Below are 19,752 nucleotides of genomic sequence, written 5' to 3' on the forward strand. Positions count from 1 at the left end.
CAAAATTCTCTACAGTTGCTGGATTTGTTGTAAATAGTTGTCCTTCAATGAGTGCAACCCGTTTGGACACGCTCTAACAGACGCGGCCGAGGATAACTTGGATGAGTGGATGTTGGTGGGTACAATCGGTCCGTGCTCGAGCCTGAACTTGTGCTGACTGCGTATCGACGCGGCATCTTCCCGATGGCCGTCGACCAACGCGGCCGCATTGGGTGGTTTTCGCCCGATCCGCGCGCGGTCATTCCCCTCGACGACCGGTTCCACGTCCCGCACGGGCTGCGGCGCGTGTGGCTGCGGAAAAAATTCGAAATCACATACGACGCGGACTTCCCGACCGTCATTGGCGAGTGCGCCAGGCGCAAGGAAGGCACGTGGATTTCGCCGGGAATCAATAAATGCTATTGCCAATTGCACCGGCTCGGCCACGCGCATAGTGTGGAGACGTGGTTGCAGGGGAGGCTCGTCGGTGGCTTGTACGGTGTGACACTGGGCGGCGCGTTCTTCGGGGAGAGTATGTTCCACCGCGCGACCGACGCCTCGAAGGTGGCGCTTGTGGCCCTCGTGGAACGATTACGCGCCCGCGGATTTGTGCTGCTGGACACGCAATGGACCACCCCGCACTTGCAGCAGTTCGGCACTTTCGAAATCCCGCGCCACGAATACCTCTGGCGTCTCGAACACGCCTTGAAGTTGGAGTGTACGTTCTGAGCCGACTCGATTGGCTCATCATTTGCAAAGCGCACTTGAATCTGACGGGTCGGCACGCAATCATGGTGGTGGTGACGGTGAACCATCGGCTATGAATGACATCGGCAAAGCTCTGGTTGTTATCGGGATCGCGCTGGTTGTGCTCGGGGTTCTATTCTCGCTCGGTGGCCGGTTGCCTTGGTTGGGGCGATTGCCGGGTGACATCGATATCAAACGCGAACACTTCCGATTCTATTTTCCCGTGATGACATGCCTGGTTATCAGCATCGTTGTTACGTTGCTTTTCCGGTTGTTCGGGAGGCGCTAGCGATCCGGGCATGAAGACCGCCGATTTTGATTATCATTTGCCAACAGAGCTGATCGCGCAGCAGCCGCTGGCGGACCGCGCGGCGTCGCGGATGATGGTCGTCAATCGCGCGACCGGCGAGATCCGCCACGATCACTTCCACAACCTCGGCCAGCACCTGCAGGCTGGTGATCTATTGGTGCTCAACGACACGAAGGTCATTCCCGCACGCATTTGGTCGCGCGAACCCGAGGTCGAACTATTGCTCGTCGAAAAACTGGGTGTTGATCGTTGGTCCGCCCTGGTAAAGCCCGGCAAGCGGGCGAAGGCGGGCGCGACCTTGCGATTCGAAGACGGTGTGAGCGCTGTCATCGAAGGTGAGACGGAATTTGGCGGTCGGGTACTGCGTTTCACCGGCGACATGGAGGCTTACGTCGCCGCACACGGGGTCACGCCGCTTCCACCGTACATCAAACGCGCGACCGAACAGCCCGACATGGACCGTGAACGCTACCAGACAGTGTTTGCGCGGGAGCCAGGCGCGGTGGCCGCGCCGACGGCGGGGCTGCACTTTACACCTGAGTTGCTTACCCAACTGCAAGCTTCGGGTATTGGGCATGCATTCATCACGTTGCATGTCGGCATTGGAACGTTTCGACCGGTGAAGGTGGCGAACGTTGAGGAACACCGGATGCACGCCGAGAAGTTTTCAATTTCGGCGGCGACGGTTCAGGCCATCGAGGACGCGCAGCGTGTGGTGGCCGTGGGCACAACGGTGGTGCGGACACTGGAGTCGTGCGACAAGCTGGAAGAGCGCGAGGGCGCCACCGACATTTTCATTCGTCCGCCCCACGTGTTTCGCCGCGTAGACGGGCTATTGACGAATTTCCACCTGCCGCGCTCGACGCTGCTGATGCTGGTGAGCGCATTTGCTTCGCGCGAGTTGATCTTGAAGGCGTACGAAGAGGCGGTGCGCGAGCGGTACCGGTTTTTCAGCTATGGCGATTGTATGCTAGTTCTCTGACGTCCGCGGCCAGATCAGCGAGGCAATGATGGACAGCGCCAGTATGGACGCCACCACTCCGAGCGCGACGCCGATCGGGATTTCAACGAAGTGTCCGAGAAGCATCTTGGCGCCGACGAAAACGAGGATGGCCGACAACCCATAATGCAGGTGGTGGAACAGATCCATCGCGCCCTTCAAGGCAAAGAACATCGCGCGCAAGCCAAGGATGGCGAAAACGTTGGACGTGTAGACGATGAACCGATCCCGCGTGATGGCCAGCACCGCGGGAATTGAATCCACCGCAAAGATCAAGTCCGTCGTCTCCACAACGATCAGGACCAGCAGGAGCGGAGTTGCGAATACCCGTCCGTCGCGCCGCACGAGGAACTTACTGCCCTCGTATTCCGTCGTCACGGGCATGAGCTTGCGAAACAGTTTCAAGACAGGATTCTGGTTGGGGTCGATTTTCTTTTCTTTTTCCAGGGCCATTTTCACGCCGCTGTACACCAGGATGCCGCCAAAAAGGTAGATCACCCATTCAAATCTCTCAATCAGGGCGACGCCGGCGACAATGAATAACAGGCGGAGAACCATCGCCCCGAGGATGCCCCAAAAAAGCACGCCGTGCTGGAGACGAGTCGGTACAGCGAAGTAGGAAAAGATCAGCAGGAATACGAACAGATTGTCGACACTCAGGGATTCCTCGATGATGTAGCCAGTCAGGAACTGCAGGGCCGTGGCCGTGCCGCGCTTGTAGGCGACCAACGCGGCAAATGCCAGGGCCAGCCCAATCCACACGGCGCTCCACGCGACCGCTTCCTTGAACTTGATCTCATGCTTCCGGCGGTGAACCACGCCTAGATCCAGCGCCAGCATCGCCAGCACAAAGGCATTGAATAAAACCCACTTCCAGATCGGTCCCGGCATAAGTGTGGATTGTGCAAGCCACCCCCGGCGGCGTCAACGAAAAGCGGCTGGCTATTGTTTTGGCGTGAGCTGATACGTGCGTATGTCCCACGCGCCAACAGGCAGGCGTAGAGGATCGACTGGCGGCGCGTTGGTGAGCGGTCGCTCGATCAAATCCGTCTCAGACCACGAGTTTGACCGTAATGTCGTACTCAATCGTGCAACACAGAGATTTGTTGCGGATTGGTACAGGCGGACGATGAGATTGCCAGGCGTGTCGTAGGCGGTCTTCAACGCGGTCACGAGTACGGTTGACGGTTCGACGGAAAAGAAACTTTGCTCGACCGGCAACGACCCTTTGTGCGGGTTCGCGCTCACGACGATGGGGTGGCGATTGAATTCCATGCCGCGGCGCCCCATGGCGGCCTGAGCCCATGGTTCCGCGGAAATTTCCAGCGCGAATGCCATTTCGTGAGGACCGACGTCGGATTCTGGATCGGGATAATTCGGAGTGCGAAGAAGACTCACGCGAATCGTATTCGTGTTGGCGCTGAAACCATTCTTCGAGTCACTGACCAGACAGACACTGCCGTGTTGGCAGTTGATGCCGATTCCATAGGTGGCCGGATACTCGGCATCGTCGGCGGGTCGCTCGATTTCGCCAAACGGAATCATGTATGTTGCATGGTTGACGGTGGCCGTCGTGGGAAACTCGAGGCGCAACCATGGAGTGGGTGCGATGGCGGACCCGTGTTCCTGCCAGTCAACATGGATCGCAATGTCCACCCGGCTCAGGTCGTGATACAGGATGATATCCTTGTCGATCGACGAATGGCCGAATTGGTAACGAGCGCGGAAAACGGTGCGCACCGGGCCGCTTTCGATGCAGGTGACGCTCTTCGCGTCGTCGAGCCATTCTGTCCGTGCCACCGGGCCGAATTCCCACGCCGACCAATCATGAGGCGCTTCATAATCGACACGCAACCGGACTGATGGAGAGGAGGCCTGCACCCATTCCGTAGTGGATGCCAGATGCGTCAGGCGCGTGATATTTCCCGATTGCGGAGAGATCTCCAGTTCGAGATGTTGATTGCGAGCAACCAAACGCCCGGGATTCTTCTGCAGATCGTCGTCCTTCACCGATGGGCGGGGCTGTAACCAGCCTACTTGATAGCCGAGTCCCGGTAATGGTGGTAGCACAGCCACTCCCATGGGCGAATTGCTCGAGGCCGGGTCGAGCTGCACGAACGAAGCGCGCCCAGTGGTATCGATCCATTCCCATTGCTGCCTGGTATCGGGAAGCGGCACACGCACGGGAGCAATCACCGGCCACGCAACGGGATTAAACACGACGCGGGCGTGTGGTGTTGGTCCAATGGTATCGACTGCCGCGACGATATTCGATAACGAGCGGGCAAGCGCGAAGGTGGCGTTACTCAGTACCAAACCCAGTTGCCTGTCGGCGTACAGGGACGAGTCATGGATAGTGGTCCCGCTGATTGTATCGTGATGATGAGCCCAGAGGACCGAGCGCCACAGATCATTGAACTGGTTGGTTCGGGTCTGGAGACCGAGGATCTGTGAGATGGCATCGAATGATTCGGCGGTGATCAGCGTGTTTTCGCAGGCGCGGTTGAGTCGTTTGATTTCGGCATGCGTGGTATAGGTTCCGCGATAATCCAACTGAATGTCTCCCTGCCGAACGAGGGCGGTGGCCGTGGGCGCCTGCTGGGAAATAGTCTCCATGAAACGGCCGAGTGTAGAGAATTTCACGGAGGGAAAATCCGGCATCTTATCGAGCCACACCGCGTTTTCGATTTGATCGCGCGTCGGGCCTCCGCCATGGTTGCCAACGCCATAGACGATCAGTGAGTCGGTGTGCCCGGCGCGCCGCTGATTTGGCGTGAGGCAGAAATTCAACAGGTTTTCATCCAGCGTATCGCTGTACTTGTGCGCCGAGTAGACGAGTACGCGACTGCCATCGGGTCCTTTCCACCAAAACGTGGAGGGGTCGGCCGGCAGGTGTTGGGACACGTAGTAAAGCACACCGCTTTTGCGCAGTAGTTGCGGCATCGTGGGCAGGTGACCAAAGATATCCGGCTCGTAGCAAACAGTTGTCCGGGTGCCAAATTTCTCCTGATTGTAGCGCTGGGCTTGCAGGAAATGGCGGGCGTGGGATTCCTCGCTGATCAGATTCGGGTCGGCCTCGCACCAGCGCGAGCCAGCCATTTCCCAACGGCCTTCACGAGCGCGTCTCTGGATTTGCGCAAACATTTCCGGGTCTTCCCGTTCCAACGCCTCGAAAAGGGCCGGGCTGGTGTAAGTGAAAGTGAATTGCGGATACTCGTCCATGAAGGCGAGCATTTGACGGAAAGTGTCGTGCGCCGCTCGCAGGGTGAACGGCCAACTCCACAACCAGACGAAATCCAAATGCGCGTACGCAACCGCATCCACCGTGTACCGCTTGGTATAGGCCCGAAGTGGTTCGGCTGTTACCAGGGTGGCATCTATCTGCCGGGCGAACTCACGCGGGCGGAGTTCGGCGAATAACTTGCGCCAGCTGTAGTGGGAGAGTTGTTCGATAATCACCGGGAAATTCGTCGGCTCGCCCGTTGCCGCGAAATCCTCTTGCAATAGATTCAGGCCGGCGAACTCGGCAGCCAGGCGTGGCAGCTCCAGGCTTGTCTTCGACAGTCGCTGCATTATGTCGGGTAGCGAGGCATCCTGCGGCAGCAAGACTTTGTCGAAGACGACCGGATGCGGCATGCGGAAACCGCTAGCCTCCTGCAGACCAACGGCGACCTGGTGTTGGTTGTCGAAGAACACGAGGGGGGCGCGGTCCGCGTGACTGATGATGATATTGTCCAGCAACACCTGGTACGACCCGGGTGCGTCATCGACAAGACGCAGACAACACCGGTCGATTCTCCGTTCTGCGGCCACGGACAAGGGGATGCGGATGTGTTGCCAGCGGCCGGTTGCCGATATCCATGAACGCGTTGCCCCGGCCGCGAGGTCGGGTGTCTGTCGAGTCATCACCACCGACAGCCAACCGAGGTCGGTGAATTGCAAGTCGATGCCGCCGCCCGTCAGTGGTGTGGACGGCGCGATCAAGGCGTCATATTCCAGAGCATCGCCGTCCTGGATGACGTAGCGGTTGAATGGATCGCCCCCGGGAATTTGGAGGTGCAGCACGCAATAGGCTCCCGGACGCTGCACCGGGTTTTCTACCGTCACGCACACTGCCAAGTCCGGAGGCGTGGCCCCGGGCGTCACCCCCGCCATGGCCAGGAAAACTCCCACCGTCGACATGAGGCGGCCCACGCTCATTGCGCGCGCATCTTGCGTGGGCCATTTCTCGAAGTCAACCCGGACCGCGGATGCCAAGCGGATGCTCTTTCCGCTTTCGTCTCGTTGCGGCGCTCTGCTATTCTCGCAGTGAAAGACGGAGGGCCGCGTGGCGAACAAAAAACCGACGATTCGGATTGTGGTAGTCCTGATGGTGGTGATTGCGGCGGCCCTCTGGCTGTTGTCACAGCATCAAATGGAAACGCGCTCCGTTTCCGGTACCGTGGAAGTGGACGAGGTGCATGTTGCGTCCCGTTATGGCGGACGGGTCGTGACGATTCACGCGCAGGAAGGCGACGCGCTGACCAACGAGCAGGACCTCATCGATCTCGACGCCGCGGAGCTACAGGCGCGGCGCGATCACGATGCCGCGGTGCTGGAAGAGTTGGAGCACGGGCCGCGACCCGCCGAGATTGACGCCGCCAGGCACGATTGGGAATCGCTTGCCGCGCAACTGGAATTTGCCAGGGCGGAAGCGAAACGCGCCGAGGAGTTGTTCGCGCAGAAAGTCAACGCGCCGACCGACCTGGAAAACGCCACCAGCCGCGCGCACACATTGGAGCAGAGCACTGACGCGGCCAAAAGGCGCTATGATTTGCTCGCAGAAGGCACACGGCCCGAGCAGGTCGCCCAGGCGCGTGCGCAACTGGCTGAGATGGACGCGCAAATGCGTGAGATGCGGATCGTGGCTCCCGGCGACAGCGTACTCGAGATCTTGAGTGTGAAAGTCGGAGATGTGCTCGCCGCCAATCGGGAAGTAGCGACGCTGCTCTACACACAGCACCTGTGGGTGCGGGTGTACGTTCCCGAAGCGTGGTTGGGTCTGGTACAACTGGGCCAGTCGGTGCAAGTGCACACCGATTCCTCCCAGGAAGGATTTACCGGCACCATCGAACAGATCAATCGCGCCGCGGAATTCACGCCGCGCAACGTCCAGACCGTCGAAGATCGCGTACGCCAGGTGTTCGGTGTAAAAATCCGTCTCCCCACGGACACCGGCAAGCTGCGCGCGGGAATGTCGGTCGATGTTTCCTTTCCCAATGTACCGCCGTTCCCCAAGTGAACGAATCACCCAACAATGCGATGAAGGACACGTGGCGGTCACCGGGTGCCCACGCCGTTCTTCTCATTCTGGTGACAATCGTGGTGTACCTGCCGGCCTTGCACGCTGGTTTTTTTTGGGATGACAACGTGCTCCTGACGGAGAACCAACTCGTCAAAGCCAGCGACGGCCTGTGGCGATACTGGTTTACAACAGAAGCGACGGAATACTATCCACTCACCGGAAGCATGCGCTGGTTGGAATGGCGATTATGGGGTATGGCCCCGATGGGCTATCACGCCGTGAACATCCTGTTGCACTCGATGAACGCGGTGCTGGTATGGCTGGTTCTGCGCCAATTAAAGGTCATCGGCGCGTGGATGGCAGCATTGGTATTTGCCATCCATCCTGTCAATGTCGCGACTGTGGCCTGGATCAGTGAGCAAAAGAACACGCTTTCAATGTTCTTTTACGCGCTGTCGATCCTGTTGTACTTAAAGTTCGACGTAGAGAATCGGTGGCGCTGGTATGGTCTTTCCCTGCTGGCGTTTGTGTTGGCTTTGCTCAGCAAGACGGCGGTCGTCATGCTGCCGGTGGTCCTGTTGGGCTGTGTCTGGTGGTTACGGGGCCGGGTAAAGGCGAAGGATCTCCTTTGCTGCGCACCTTTCTTTCTTTTTTCCGCGGTCTTGGGAATTTTGACGATTTGGTTTCATTCCACGCACGCGTTGAAGCCGCTGGGCATTCGAAGCGATGATTTCACCTTTCGCCTGGCGGCAGCCGGCTGGGCCCCGTGGTTTTACCTGTGGAAGGTGTTACTGCCGGTCGATTTAATGATGGTCTATCCGAAATGGAGGATCGATCCATCCTATTGGGTTTCGTACTTACCCGGGGTGCTGGTCATTGCGAGCCTCATGGTGTTTTGGTGGAAGCGTCAGGAAGGAGGACGCCCCCTTTTTTTTGGGTTCGGGTATTTTGTTGTCATGTTCTTTCCGGTGTTGGGATTCTTCCCCCAAAGTTTTTACCGATATTCCCTGGTGGCCGATCACTGGCAGTATTACTCGATCGTGGGACCCATCAGCGTGGCGGTGGCTGCGGCGATGAACGTCAACCGTCACCTGGAGAGGCAACAGCAATCCTGGGCAGCGGTGGGAGGACTGGCCGTGCTATTGACGTTGGGGTCGGCCACCTGGAAACGAGCCGGCCTATTCGCATCCGAGCGAACTCTTTGGGAAGACAACGTGGCGAAGAATCCGGGGGCGTGGGTGGTCCATTATAATCTGGGAGGCCAGCTGCTGCAGGCGGGCAGATTCGACAAAGCAATCATCGAGTTCCGTGAGACAGCACGACTCCGTCCCGATCTCATCGAGGCCCACAGTAATCTCGGAATTGCCCTCGCCCAGGAAGACAGACTTCCAGAAGCGGTCGAACAATTCGAGGAGGCGCTACGGATCAACCCCAACCTTTTCGAGGCGCGCAGCAACCTGGGGCATGCCCTGATCCTTCTCGGCAGGGTGCCGGAGGCGATCAATCAATGGGAGCTGGCGCTTCGGATCCGGCCAGATTCCGCTGAGGTGCATTACGATTTGGGCCGGGTCTTCGCGGAAGAGGGTAAACTGCGAGAAGCGATTGAACAGTACGAACTGGCGTTGAAATTCCAACCCAACATGGTCGACGCGCAGAATGCACTGGCGCGATTACGGGCCGGTCAGCCATGATCTAATTGATCCCCATGCCCGCGAACGCGATGATCCAGTGCGAGAACCTGACGAAGCGGTTCGGTGATTTCACCGCTGTGGACCGGGTCACGTTCTCCGTCGAGAAACAATCCATCTTCGGCTTTCTCGGCCCGAACGGGTCCGGCAAATCCACGGTGATTCGCATGCTGTGCGGGATTTTGGAACCATCTGCGGGTACAGGACGCATCGCCGGCCACGATGTTTCGCGGGAAACGGATGCGATCAAAGGTTCACTCGGATACATGTCCCAGAGGTTCTCGCTCTACGACGAGCTGACAGCGGACGAGAACCTGCAATTCTACGCGCGGTTATACGGCCTGCGCGGCGAAACGATGAAAAAGCGCCGCGATGAACTGATTGCGCTCACGCACCTCGAACCGTATATCGACCGCCGGGCCGGGCAGCTCTCCGGCGGCTGGAAACAGCGGCTGGCGATGGCGTGCGCGCTGGTCCACAGCCCGACCGTCCTCTTTCTCGATGAGCCGACGGCCGGGATCGACCCGGTTGCACGACGCGAGTTATGGGACCTGCTCTTTGAACTGTCGAGCGGCGGCATGACGCTGTTCGTGACGACCCATTATATGGATGAGGCGGAACGCTGCACGCACGTCGGTTACATCTATATGTCGAAACTTGTAGTCTGCGGCGCGCCCGACGAGTTGAAGCAGTTGCCGGTCGTGAATCCGACGGGCACCAAGCGGCTCGACGTCACCTGCGACCACGTGACCGCGGGTCTGCGGGCGGTGCGCAAACTCGACGGGGTCCGCGCCGCGACGGTGTTCGGCCAATCGATGCACTTCCTGGTCGAAGAATCGATGCCGGAACAATCGATCCGCGACGCACTCGCCGGCGCCGGGATTCACAAGGTGGACATCCGACCGATCGGGCCGTCGCTTGAAGATGTCTTCGTGGTGCTGACCCGACAGCACTCGGGAGGTTCGACATGACATTCCAGATGCCGAAATTTCTGCGCGGTTTTCGGGCGATCCTCTACAAGGAGTTCATCGTCATCTTTCGCGACCGCACGACGTTGTTCTTCATGTTTTTCCCGCCGCTGCTGCAGATCATCGCGTTCGGGTTCGCGCTCGACAACGACGTGAAGCACATGGCGATGGCGGTGTACGACGAAGATCGGACCACGGACAGCCGGCAGCTCGTGGATGCGTTTGTGAACACGCAAACCTTTCGCGTCGTGAAGCGGGTGGACAGCCTGGCGGAGTTGGAGTCGATGGTGCGCCGTGGCAAGGCATACGCGGGATTGGAGATTCCGCCGGATTTCACACGGAAACTCCACGCGGGACAGAAGGCGGACGTACAGGTGCTGATCGACGGGTCGAACTCCACGACGGCGTTACAGGCCCTGAACACGGCGGTTGGTGTGGCGTTACAGCAATCGGTCGGCATTCTGCTCGGCGAGACAAGCCGGCGCGAACTGCCCGTGGAAGTGCGCCCGCAAGTGCTTTACAACCCTTCGATGCGGGCGCCAAACTTCTTCGTGCCGGGCGTCATCGGCACAGCGCTCCAGATTGCGACGGTGTTCGCGGCGGCGATGTCGATCGTGCGCGAGCGCGAACGCGGCACGCTGGAGCAGCTGCTGGTCAGTCCCATGTCCCGTTGGGGGCTCATGCTTGGCAAGATCGTCCCGTACCTGTGCGTGTCGATGACGATGGCCACGTTTCTTTTCGTGATCCTGCGCTGGGTGTTTTTCATACCGATCCGCGGCAGCCTGCTCATGCTGTTTGGCGCGGCGTTTCTTTACATCTTCGCGCTACTGAGCTTGGGGCTGCTCGTGTCTACGGTGGCCCAGAGCCAGAACGAAGCACTGCAGATGAGCATGACGGTGTTGTTGCCGTCGATTTTCTTTTCGGGATTCATCTTTCCCCGCGAGACGATGCCGTGGATCTTCTACGCGCTGAGCACGATCCTGCCGGCGACGTATTTTATTGAGTTGATGCGGGCAATCATCCTGCGCGGCGCGAGCTTTTCGGAATTCTGGCGACACCTGCTCATCCTCGCCGTGATGGGCGGTGTGCTCTTCTCGTTGTGCGCGCTACGCTTCAAGCGCAAGATCGCCTAGCCGCGCCCGGCAACTGCTCTGCGTTTTTCCAAGTAGGCTTTGACCGTGCGACGGTCGAGTTTGGTTCGGCGCGCGACTTCTTCGTACGTGCCGTGACGTTCGTAGAGGAGCTGGCAGTAGCCGGAGAGGATGGCGTCGGTGTCGAGGGTCCCGTGTTCCACGCCGGCTACCAACTGGGAACGCAAATCCGGCGCGATAGCCTTGTGGTCGCCGGCGTAGTGACGGGTCAGCAAGATGCGGCGGACGGCTTGTTCGAGTTCGCGTACGTTACCCGGCCACGGGTAATTCCGACCAAGCTCGGAGTCGAGAGCGGTCTGCACCATGTTGACAGCTTCGGTTGAGGCTTGGCCAGTAATACGCTGAACCAGATGAGCGACCAGATCGTCGAGTTCCTGAGTATCTTCGGCGATCCGTTGGCGCAGCGGGGGCACGGTAATGACATCCGAGCAGAGGCGGTAATAGAAATCGTCGCGGAACTGGCCCGTGGCGCGGAGTTGATCGAGCGGACGGTTGGTGGCGGCTATGACGCGTCCGCGGAAGCGTTTCTTGTCGTGGCTGCCGACCGGGGAGAACGTGCGTTCCTGCAACACATGGAGCAGTTTGATTTGCACAGGAATCGTGGCATCACCGATTTCATCGAGGAAAATCGCGCCGTGCGGGCTGCAACGCGACAGGACGCCTTCATGATCCTCCACCGCGCCCGTAAAGGCGCCCTTCTTGTGGCCGAACAATTCGGATTCGATCAGCGTCTCGGGGAACTGCGACAGGTTCAGCGAGACGAAGCCGCGTGTGAAGCTCTCCGCAAAACAATCCCGCCTTTCGTCGAAGGGGATGAACCCTGAGCGACCGATGGCGGCGGCGGCTGCGCCCTTGCCCGTGCCGGTCTCGCCGAGCAGCATGGTGGAGAAATCCTCCATGCGGTTCCAGAGATGGAGTTCGTACCAGCGAATGTTGTGGGTGAAGACGTTGTTCCAGAGATGGAGACGGAGCTGCCGCATGCAAGGACTACGCCCGATGAGGCCGCGGTCGATGAAGTAGTAGGCGCGACGGATTTGGTAGAAGATCGCGAAATAGCGGCGGGCTCCTGTGACTTCAAAACCGCGACGACTGAAAAGCGCGAGCGCCTTGGAGGCGAACGGGACAACGACAGGGCGAGTACCTGCCGCCATCTGGTCGGTGATGAGTTCGTCGAAGCTCATGAGAAAGCGGTGGTAGATCTCGTAGAGGAATGCGTACTGCAATAGTTCGCGGTCCTCGCCCGTGACCTGTTTGAGGTTCGTCACACCCGCGGCGTTCAGGGCATGGAGGTGATCATTCCAACGCGCCACCATCAATTTGATCTGTTCTTCATCCGTCACCGACGTATCGCAGTTCGCGATTCTGCGCTGTTGGACGGCAAACTCGTCGCTGAAGGGATTGATGAACGAAGCCTGGGAGACAATCTGCAGGAACTCACGGCTCGCGGCAGGGAGCTGCTTCGATGACATACATTAAATGTATATATTACATTCATTTAATGTCTACTACCAAGTGAGACGGTCGGGGTTCAATTCTCGTATGTTGCTTTCCTGTAGGTACTACCGGATTTACCTCTTTTCTGGCATGCGCCACGCGTAAGGGATTTGGCAGAGGCAAATATGAACAAACTCAAACGAGTCCCAAGTTACCTGGCAGCCCTGGCTGGCATCGCAGTCATCGCCCTTCCCATCACGAGTGGGCCGCGCGGCTGGCATGACCGGATGAACGATCCCGTCGTGTTCCTGATGGCGCTGAGCTTCGCCGGCGCCGCACTGGTGATCTGGCCACTGGGAAACAACAATGGCGTCCAACCTTAGGAGGAGCAAACCATGAAACGGATCACGCTCATCACCACTGGTATCGTCGCCGCGCTGGCGGTTGGCTGTGCCACGCAGCGGGTCCAGCGGGCGAGCATTGTTGATTTTCTGTACCCGAACAAGGAACGGCCCATCGAACAGGCGTGCGTGCCGACGTTGTCGTTGCCGATGGACGTTGGGATCGTGTTCGTGCCGGGAAAGAACCCGTACGAGGAATCGGCGTTGACCGAAAAGGAAAAGATCGCGCTGATGGAACGGGTGGGCGAGCAGTTCAAGGCGTATCCGTTCATTCGTTCGGTGAATCCGATTCCGACACAATACCTGCAGCCCGGAGGAGGCTTTCCCAACCTCGAACAGGTCGGCACAATGTTCGGGGTGGATGTGATTGTCCTGCTGTCGTACGACCAGGCGCAGTTCACCGACGAGCACCAACTGGCGGCGCTCTCATACTGGACGCTGGTTGGCGCGTACGTGGTACCGGCGGAACGAAACACGACGCACACCATGATCGATGCCGCAGTGTATCACCTGCCGAGCCACAAGATGCTGTTCCGAGCGCCCGGCATCAGCCGGGTGCGGCGGCATTCCACGCCCGTCGACCTGATAGCAGCGTTGCGAGAGGATGAACACCAAGGGTTTACGAAGGCAAGTGATGACCTGGCGGTCAACCTCAAGGAGCAGCTCGATGTGTTTCGCGAGAAGGCCCGCAAGGCACCGGACGAGTACAAGGTCGTCGCCAAGACGGGGTACGATCTCAAGGCGGTCGGCGAACTCGATGGCGTAACGTTGCTACTGCTGGCTGTGCTTGCTGGGGGGACATGCTTGTGCGTTCGCGATCAAAGTTCCCGTGGGTAACGCTGGCGGTGATCGTGCTTGCTGTAGTGGCGAGGACGGTCCCGGCGCTGTCGCGCTGGTTGGTGTTCGACCGCGCCGCCATCATCGATGGCCAGTGGTGGCGGCTGGTGACCGGCAACTGGGTACATTTCTCGACTGACCACCTGCTGGCGGACACGGTTGCCGTCGGGGCTGCGGGCAGTTTGATTGAACGAAGGGAAGGGACACGGCCGATTTGGTTTTACGCGGCGACTGCGATCGGGGTGGGGTTGGCCGTGCTGTTTCTTGCACCGGGGATTGCCGCATACGGGGGATTATCCGGAGTAGCTTGCGGCGCCTTCGGATACCTCGCGCTCGATGAAATCAGACGATCCAGGGTGCGTCGGTGGTTGCCTGTTTTGGTTTTGGGGTTGCTCGTTGCGAAGTTGGGGTGGGAATACGGGACGGGACGGGCGCTATTCGTGAATACGCACGACGGCATGATGGTCCTGCCGCTGGCACACGTGGCCGGTTTGTTGAGTGGTTTCGGATATTGGGCGTTCGACGCTCGGCTGGCGCGCCAATAACTGAAAGGGGTGATGTCCGTTGGGAGACAACAAGGTAATGCGTCAGCCAAGTCGGGGGGGGCGGGCACTGTGCCCGCCCCTTAAAACTTGAAATAGACCGGCGGGAAGCTTCGCCCGCATTTGTATCCAGTTAGGTTGAAGCCCGGACGGTTTTGGTGCTGACACCCGACCCGGCCTCCCAGCGGGCGGATTTGTGACCTGAATGTGTCACGTACTCCCCGGATCTGTCATGACCGTCTTCCAGGGTAAAAAAGCGCGTAAAACACGCATAAGGTCTGACTTTTTGGGTCTTTTCCAGATTTCAGGTCCCAATGCGCTTTTGTTCTTGCAACAGGCAGGAGAAAGGCTAATAATTGTTGACTAGACCGAGGCAGTACAAGAAGAGAATGGTATTCACTGAATAATGGCCACCGGGCGCAAGGCGGTGTGGCTCGAACGTCGAAAGGAGAAAGGTTAAGATGCGCAAGATGACAGCGGTTTGGTTGGATAGGGTGGCCAAGCGCGCCTTTACGCTTATCGAGTTGCTCGTGGTCATAGCCATCATCGGCATTTTGGCGGCGATGTTGTTGCCCGCCCTGAACAAGGCCCGGGAGAAAGCCAATCAGGCCTATTGTCTCAATAGCATGCACCAGTGGGGCTTGGGCTTTAACCTCTATCAGGACGACTGGAGCGAGTATTTTCCCTACGAGGGCAACGCATCGGATGCGATCAATGCAAATTTCAACCCGGCCGCCTGGTACAATGTAATTCCACCTTACCTGGGTCAGCCCAGTTTGACTCAACTCTATAACGCTAATAAGCAACCAGTGCCTTCCACGAAGAGCATCTGGATGTGTCCGAGCGCGAAGAATAAGACCGTCGACCCGGCAACCTTGACGCTTGCGAACCCATTTTTTATGTATGCGTTCAACTCACGCATGGATCCAAACGGAGCGAGACAATTCAAGCGTTCGGATTTGACCGAGCCCACCACCACCATCGTTCTCGCAGAGAGCGACGAAGGCAGCTTCTCGACGGCAACGGGCAACCATTGCCCGCCCCGGCACTCGGGTGGCGGCAATTTCGTTATGGGCGATGGCCACGCGGAATGGGTCGGGCTTAACAGCTACGCCAGGCAGGGTAATCCCGCCGGATGTCCCGCGTTTCTTAATTTCTCGGAGTCGGACTCCTCGTCGTTGGGCGATTGGAAGAAGGGCGTGCCTTATCATTGGTTTCCTTTTGCGGGCGCCCCGACCTAAGCGGGGTCGGTGCGGGAATAGTTAATGCTTTTGGGTAAACCTCTAAACAAAAAAGACGGAAGAAAGAAGCAGGGAGAGGATAATGAAGAAGATTATCATTTCGGTCATTGCATTGGCGGCGGCGCTGGCAACGGGCGCTTGGGCGGCTAATTTCACACCTGGGAACATAGTGGTTTATCGCGTCGGCGACGGGTCGACAAACGCCCTGGTAAGTTCCGGCAGTCCGGTTTTCCTGGATGAGATCAACATCGCTGACGGAAGCACGGTCCAGTCGGTTTCAATCCCCACCAACAGCTATTTCGGGGCGAACGCTCCACTGATTGCCAGCGGGACGGCGGTCTCGGAAGGGTTGATGACGCGGTCGATCGACGGGCGCTTTTTGGTCTTTACCGGCTTTGCGACGAGCATCGGGGCCGGCTCTTCTTCATTGGCCACTCTCCAAGCGACGACGGTTCCACGGGTAATCGGAACGATTGACCAGTCCGGCCATCTGAACACGTCCACGATACTCACCAACTCACTGTCGAATGCGGAAGATATCCGTACAGCGGTGAGCACCGACGGGACCAATCTCTGGTTGAGCGGCGACAGCAGCGGTTTGCGCTATACGACACGGGGATCCACCTTGGCCGCGCAACTCAGTAGTTTCGTGACCAATCTTCGCCAGGTTAATATCTACAGTAACACGCTCTATTTCAGTGATGCGTCCGGTACCGCGATCCGCATTGGCACGGCGGTGACCAACGGGATCCCGAACACCTCGACGAATGCTTTGCCAACACTGGCCGGCACCGGTTTTCAGGCCAGCCTATCGAACTTTCCAGCGGGCACAGGCAGTCCGTATGCCTTCGCGCTTTTCCAATTGCCCGGCGGTACCAACACGCTGAACACGCTGTATGTGGCCGACGACGGCGGTAACGGCGGGATCTACAAGTATTCATTGATGAACAACGGCACGTGGGTTTCCAACGGAGTGGTGCTCTTTACCAACGCGCGCTACCTGGTTGGCACCAATGACAGCTCTGGCAACGTGCAACTGTATGCCGCGGGCAGCCCCCCCGCCGGAGCGGCCCCCTACTTTGGTGGTGGCAACCTCGTTAGCTACACAGACACAACCGGGTTCAATCAACCGCCTACCGGCAATGGCGATATCGGCGGCATCGGTGGCTACGTCAATTGGGCGATCAGTCCGCCGTCCAACGCGGGTTTTCACGGGATCGCGCTGGCCCCGGTTGGGAGCGAGACGTTTCCTGCGGGAGCGGGCCAGATTTCGGTGGGACCGATCACGGGATTCACCTCCAGTGGCTTAAGCGGCGGTTCATTTGCGGCCACGAAGACTTACAACATCGCCAATCCGGGTACGAACACGGTGACCTGGGCTGCCAGCGCAAGCGCAGGTTGGGTGAGTCTCTCGGCTAGCAGCGGCACGCTCATCGGCGGCGCCAGCGCTAATGTTGTTATCTCGTTTGCCGCGGGCCCTGCGGCCGCCCTGAGCGCCGGCACCAACACAGCCAGTGTCACGTTTACGAACAACACTGCAGGCAACACCGGATTTGATGCGACGTCGCGCGCAGTGACACTGATCATCAGCGATCAGACGCTGACGCCATCGACAGACTACACGATCTCCGGTGTACCCGGCGGACCCTTCAACCCGGCGAGCAAGGTGTACACCTTGAGCAATGGCGTGACGCCAGGCACCATCACCTACACGGTTAACAAGTCGGCCAACTGGCTGCGCTTGAATGGTTCCGTGGCCAACTCCCTGACAGGGACGCTGAGCGGGGGTGCCAGCGCGGCGATTACCGTGGCATTTGATACCAACAACGCCAATGCGCTGGTTGCGGGCAATTATTCGGATGACATAACTTTTAGCAATGCGACGGCTAATACACTTATTGACGACCGTATCGCCGCCCTTAACGCTGGCGCAATCTACTTCTGCGATGACTTCAGCACCTTCAACCAGAACACCGACCTGGTGGGCCAGCAAGGTTGGACGCAGGTGGGTACGATATCCGCTGCGGCGCTGCAGGTAATTGGCGGGAAAGTTACGATTCCAGCTGCTGTGGTGGCTGACAATCAGGATGCATACAAGAATGTCATATTTACCACCAACCACACCATCTTTGCAGGCATGGTGCTGTCCGTCAGTAACGCGCCAGCGACCGCTCCGTCGTTCTTTGCGGCCTTGAATGTAACGACGAACGGTACCACGGGCAGCAACTTCGCCAATTACCGGTTCAGTGCCATTGCTACCAACAGTGGTTTTGCATTTGCCGCGCGTGTCACCGGCCAAGCCCAGGATCCGTTTACGTATGGCACAAACACCCTTACCTACGGTACGACGTACCAGGTAGTCATCCAGACTGATATCGCTGGCTCCAATATGACGGTGTATGTCAATCCAACGAGTGGGATCCTTGGCGCACAAACGCCGTACATGGTTCATGTAATAGGTGCAGGAGCGGCTCCGCCGTTGTCCGTCGGCGACATTGTCATCTCGCAATTTGGCAACGGCACGACCGCTCTCCAAGCGGGCATAAGCATCAGCAAGGTCTGTGTTTCGACCAATTATGCGGATGTTTACAATGGTACAGCCATCGGGGGCGGCCCGACGGATCCGTTTACCGCATGGCAGGCCCAATACTTCACCGGCAGCCCCTTGAGTTCAGCGCCAGGCGCAGATCCACTGGGTAAAGGCATCAGCAACACCAATCAGTTCCTGGCGGGATTCAATCCTACCAATGCTTCGGCATACGTGCATATCACTGCTGTCTCGAAGGTGAACGCTGGTACGGACATCCGTGTGGACTATCTGGGCGCCAGCGGCAACAGCAGCACCACGCCACCCATGGCTTCCCGCACCAATGTGCTGGAATTTACCGCAGGCAGCGGCGGAAATTACAACAGCAACAGCTTCGCGAGCACCGGTCAGACCAACATCCTCAGTGGCGGAGTTGGACTCGGGACCTTGACCAACATGGTGGATCCGGGCGGGGCGACCAACGTCCCGTCACGATACTACCGTGTCCGTGTGTTGGTGCCGTAATTAAGCAAAGTTTGAAATCGAAAGCGCTGGTGCTTCTCAACATTCTGTTGGGGAGCATCAGCGCTTCTCTTTTGTGTAGCTTGGTGACCACCGTGCGCCCGGCGCCGACCATTTTGTGCTTGCATTAGGGTCGAGAAAAATAGTAATAATTGTTGACTACGCTGAGGCAGTGGGGCCGCACGGGAAAGCGCCTGATTGATTAAATGATGATCGCCAGCCGCAAGAGTTGTGCGGCCCGCAAATTGTGTTTAGATTTGGATTTAGATTAAGGAGAACAGCAACATGCGTAAGCTGATTGCGGTTTGGTTGGGAAGGGAGTCCAGGCGCGCCTTCACGCTCATCGAGTTGCTTGTCGTTATCGCGATCATCGGCATCCTGGCGGCGATGCTGTTGCCCGCGCTGAACAAGGCCAGAGAAAAAGCCTATGCGGCGACGTGCATCAGTAATATGCACCAATGGGGTTTGGGCATTAACATGTACTGTGATGACTGGAACGATTCTTTCCCGTACGAAGGCGACTCAATGAACCCGATTAATGCCGTCAACAACCCGGGTGCCTGGTACAATGTGGTGACTCCCTACCTGGGACAACCGCGGTTGATGGACCTATACGCGGCGGGAAATCCACCGACGCAGTACTCATCAAAGAACATCTGGACTTGTCCCAGTTCGAAAAGCAACGTTACCGCCGCAGCCTTGAGCTTTTCGAACCCGCTGTTCATGTACGCGTTCAATTCGCGGATGGACCCCAATGGTGCAGCTACGTTCAAGCGCGGGGATTTGACCGAGCCCACCACCACGATTGTTCTCGGGGAACGCGCGGAAGACGGTATCTCCAACGTAACAGGCCAGAACTGCCCGGCCCGGCACTCAGCTGGCGCGAACTTTGTGATGGGCGATGGCCATGGGGAGTGGGTCGCGGCTAACAACTTCTGTCGACAAGGTTTCCCCGGCTGCCCGGCGTTCCTCAATTTTGCAGAGACAGACTCTTCGGCTTTGGGCGACTGGAAGAAGGGTGTACCCTACCATTGGTTTCCTTATAAGGGTGCATCGACCTAAGCAGGGCGGTTGTGGAACGGTAAATGCTTTTGGGTGAACCTCTAACAAGAATGCAGGCA

16 protein-coding genes are annotated in these 19,752 nt (G+C 58.3%); 13 read left to right on the forward strand and 3 right to left on the reverse strand.

The genetic code is table 11. The features are described 5' to 3' along the window. The first annotated feature begins 132 nt into the window (after positions 1-132). From aat to queA, 3 genes are all read left to right on the forward strand, one after another. Positions 133-708, forward strand: a complete 576-nt coding sequence (gene aat / locus VNL17_08195) for a leucyl/phenylalanyl-tRNA--protein transferase (GenBank protein ID HXI84054.1) — start codon at positions 133-135, stop codon at positions 706-708. A 91-nt stretch (positions 709-799) separates the two neighbouring features. Beyond that, positions 800-1,015 (forward strand): DUF2905 domain-containing protein, encoded by a 216-nt coding sequence (locus tag VNL17_08200; GenBank protein HXI84055.1) that lies wholly within the window; start codon positions 800-802, stop codon positions 1,013-1,015. Positions 1,016-1,025: 10 nt separating this feature from the next. Continuing rightward, on the forward strand, positions 1,026-2,018 hold the full coding sequence (queA, locus tag VNL17_08205) for a tRNA preQ1(34) S-adenosylmethionine ribosyltransferase-isomerase QueA (protein ID HXI84056.1): 993 nt from the start codon (positions 1,026-1,028) through the stop codon (positions 2,016-2,018). On the opposite strand, the gene VNL17_08210 is transcribed toward queA, so the two are convergent. Both VNL17_08210 and VNL17_08215 read right to left on the reverse strand, forming a co-directional pair. Further along, positions 2,007-2,927 carry a TerC family protein gene (locus tag VNL17_08210; GenBank protein HXI84057.1) on the reverse strand — a complete coding sequence of 307 codons (921 nt, stop codon included), beginning with the start codon at positions 2,925-2,927 and terminating at the stop codon, positions 2,007-2,009. The two genes, queA and VNL17_08210, sit on opposite strands and share 12 nt — an antisense overlap. Positions 2,928-2,978: 51 nt before the next feature. Continuing rightward, the gene (locus VNL17_08215) at positions 2,979-6,236 is read right to left on the reverse strand and encodes a glycoside hydrolase family 38 C-terminal domain-containing protein (protein ID HXI84058.1); all 3,258 of its coding nucleotides are present in this window, start codon (positions 6,234-6,236) and stop codon (positions 2,979-2,981) included. A 127-nt stretch (positions 6,237-6,363) separates the two neighbouring features. Here VNL17_08215 and VNL17_08220 point away from each other — a divergent pair, with 127 nt between their 5' ends. From VNL17_08220 to VNL17_08235, 4 genes are read left to right on the forward strand one after another with little or no spacing between them, the layout of a single operon-like run. After that, positions 6,364-7,317 carry an HlyD family efflux transporter periplasmic adaptor subunit gene (locus tag VNL17_08220; protein ID HXI84059.1) on the forward strand — a complete coding sequence of 318 codons (954 nt, stop codon included), beginning with the start codon at positions 6,364-6,366 and terminating at the stop codon, positions 7,315-7,317. Then, positions 7,314-9,011, forward strand: a complete 1,698-nt coding sequence (locus VNL17_08225) for a tetratricopeptide repeat protein (protein HXI84060.1) — start codon at positions 7,314-7,316, stop codon at positions 9,009-9,011. The genes VNL17_08220 and VNL17_08225 overlap by 4 nt, the downstream gene beginning before the upstream one ends. 14 nt (positions 9,012-9,025) lie before the next feature. Continuing rightward, positions 9,026-9,979: an ABC transporter ATP-binding protein gene (locus tag VNL17_08230; GenBank protein HXI84061.1), complete on the forward strand. Its 954-nt coding sequence runs from the start codon at positions 9,026-9,028 to the stop codon at positions 9,977-9,979. Beyond that, positions 9,976-11,109: an ABC transporter permease gene (locus tag VNL17_08235; protein ID HXI84062.1), complete on the forward strand. Its 1,134-nt coding sequence runs from the start codon at positions 9,976-9,978 to the stop codon at positions 11,107-11,109. Before VNL17_08230 ends, VNL17_08235 begins: the two co-directional genes overlap by 4 nt. Here VNL17_08235 and VNL17_08240 read toward each other — a convergent pair. Then, entirely contained in the window at positions 11,106-12,596 is a 1,491-nt protein-coding gene (locus tag VNL17_08240; protein ID HXI84063.1) for a sigma 54-interacting transcriptional regulator, read from the reverse strand. The genes VNL17_08235 and VNL17_08240 overlap by 4 nt on opposite strands. 150 nt (positions 12,597-12,746) lie before the next feature. On the opposite strand from VNL17_08240, the gene VNL17_08245 reads away from it, so the two are divergent. From VNL17_08245 to VNL17_08270, 6 genes are all read left to right on the forward strand, one after another. Next, a complete protein-coding gene (locus VNL17_08245; protein HXI84064.1) occupies positions 12,747-12,944 on the forward strand; it encodes a hypothetical protein in 198 nt (65 codons plus the stop codon). Positions 12,945-12,956: 12 nt separating this feature from the next. Continuing rightward, positions 12,957-13,799 carry a rhombotarget lipoprotein gene (rhlP, locus tag VNL17_08250; protein ID HXI84065.1) on the forward strand — a complete coding sequence of 281 codons (843 nt, stop codon included), beginning with the start codon at positions 12,957-12,959 and terminating at the stop codon, positions 13,797-13,799. Further along, positions 13,769-14,344 carry a rhombosortase gene (gene rrtA, locus VNL17_08255; protein HXI84066.1) on the forward strand — a complete coding sequence of 192 codons (576 nt, stop codon included), beginning with the start codon at positions 13,769-13,771 and terminating at the stop codon, positions 14,342-14,344. Before rhlP ends, rrtA begins: the two co-directional genes overlap by 31 nt. Positions 14,345-14,802: 458 nt before the next feature. Continuing rightward, entirely contained in the window at positions 14,803-15,582 is a 780-nt protein-coding gene (locus VNL17_08260; protein HXI84067.1) for a prepilin-type N-terminal cleavage/methylation domain-containing protein, read from the forward strand. Positions 15,583-15,664: 82 nt separating this feature from the next. Then, the gene (locus VNL17_08265; GenBank protein ID HXI84068.1) at positions 15,665-18,634 is read left to right on the forward strand and encodes a hypothetical protein; all 2,970 of its coding nucleotides are present in this window, start codon (positions 15,665-15,667) and stop codon (positions 18,632-18,634) included. A gap of 282 nt (positions 18,635-18,916) precedes the next feature. After that, positions 18,917-19,693 carry a DUF1559 domain-containing protein gene (locus VNL17_08270; protein HXI84069.1) on the forward strand — a complete coding sequence of 259 codons (777 nt, stop codon included), beginning with the start codon at positions 18,917-18,919 and terminating at the stop codon, positions 19,691-19,693. Positions 19,694-19,752: the final 59 nt, after the last annotated feature.

The organism is Verrucomicrobiia bacterium (assembly GCA_035577545.1).
Lineage (GTDB): Bacteria > Verrucomicrobiota > Verrucomicrobiia > Palsa-1439 > Palsa-1439 > Palsa-1439.

Bases quoted from the DNA above. Each gene is read 5' to 3' on its own strand.
- VNL17_08260 (HXI84067.1), top strand. From the start codon at position 14,803: ATGCGCAAGATGACAGCGGTTTGGTTGGATAGGGTGGCCAAGCGCGCC.
- rhlP (HXI84065.1), top strand. From the start codon at position 12,957: ATGAAACGGATCACGCTCATCACCACTGGTATCGTCGCCGCGCTGGCG.
- VNL17_08265 (HXI84068.1), top strand. From the start codon at position 15,665: ATGAAGAAGATTATCATTTCGGTCATTGCATTGGCGGCGGCGCTGGCA.
- VNL17_08235 (HXI84062.1), top strand. From the start codon at position 9,976: ATGACATTCCAGATGCCGAAATTTCTGCGCGGTTTTCGGGCGATCCTC.
- VNL17_08270 (HXI84069.1), top strand. From the start codon at position 18,917: ATGCGTAAGCTGATTGCGGTTTGGTTGGGAAGGGAGTCCAGGCGCGCC.
- queA (HXI84056.1), top strand. From the start codon at position 1,026: ATGAAGACCGCCGATTTTGATTATCATTTGCCAACAGAGCTGATCGCG.
- VNL17_08215 (HXI84058.1), bottom strand. From the start codon at position 6,236: ATGAGCGTGGGCCGCCTCATGTCGACGGTGGGAGTTTTCCTGGCCATG.
- VNL17_08200 (HXI84055.1), top strand. From the start codon at position 800: ATGAATGACATCGGCAAAGCTCTGGTTGTTATCGGGATCGCGCTGGTT.
- VNL17_08210 (HXI84057.1), bottom strand. From the start codon at position 2,927: ATGCCGGGACCGATCTGGAAGTGGGTTTTATTCAATGCCTTTGTGCTG.
- VNL17_08240 (HXI84063.1), bottom strand. From the start codon at position 12,596: ATGTCATCGAAGCAGCTCCCTGCCGCGAGCCGTGAGTTCCTGCAGATT.
- VNL17_08230 (HXI84061.1), top strand. From the start codon at position 9,026: ATGCCCGCGAACGCGATGATCCAGTGCGAGAACCTGACGAAGCGGTTC.
- VNL17_08245 (HXI84064.1), top strand. From the start codon at position 12,747: ATGAACAAACTCAAACGAGTCCCAAGTTACCTGGCAGCCCTGGCTGGC.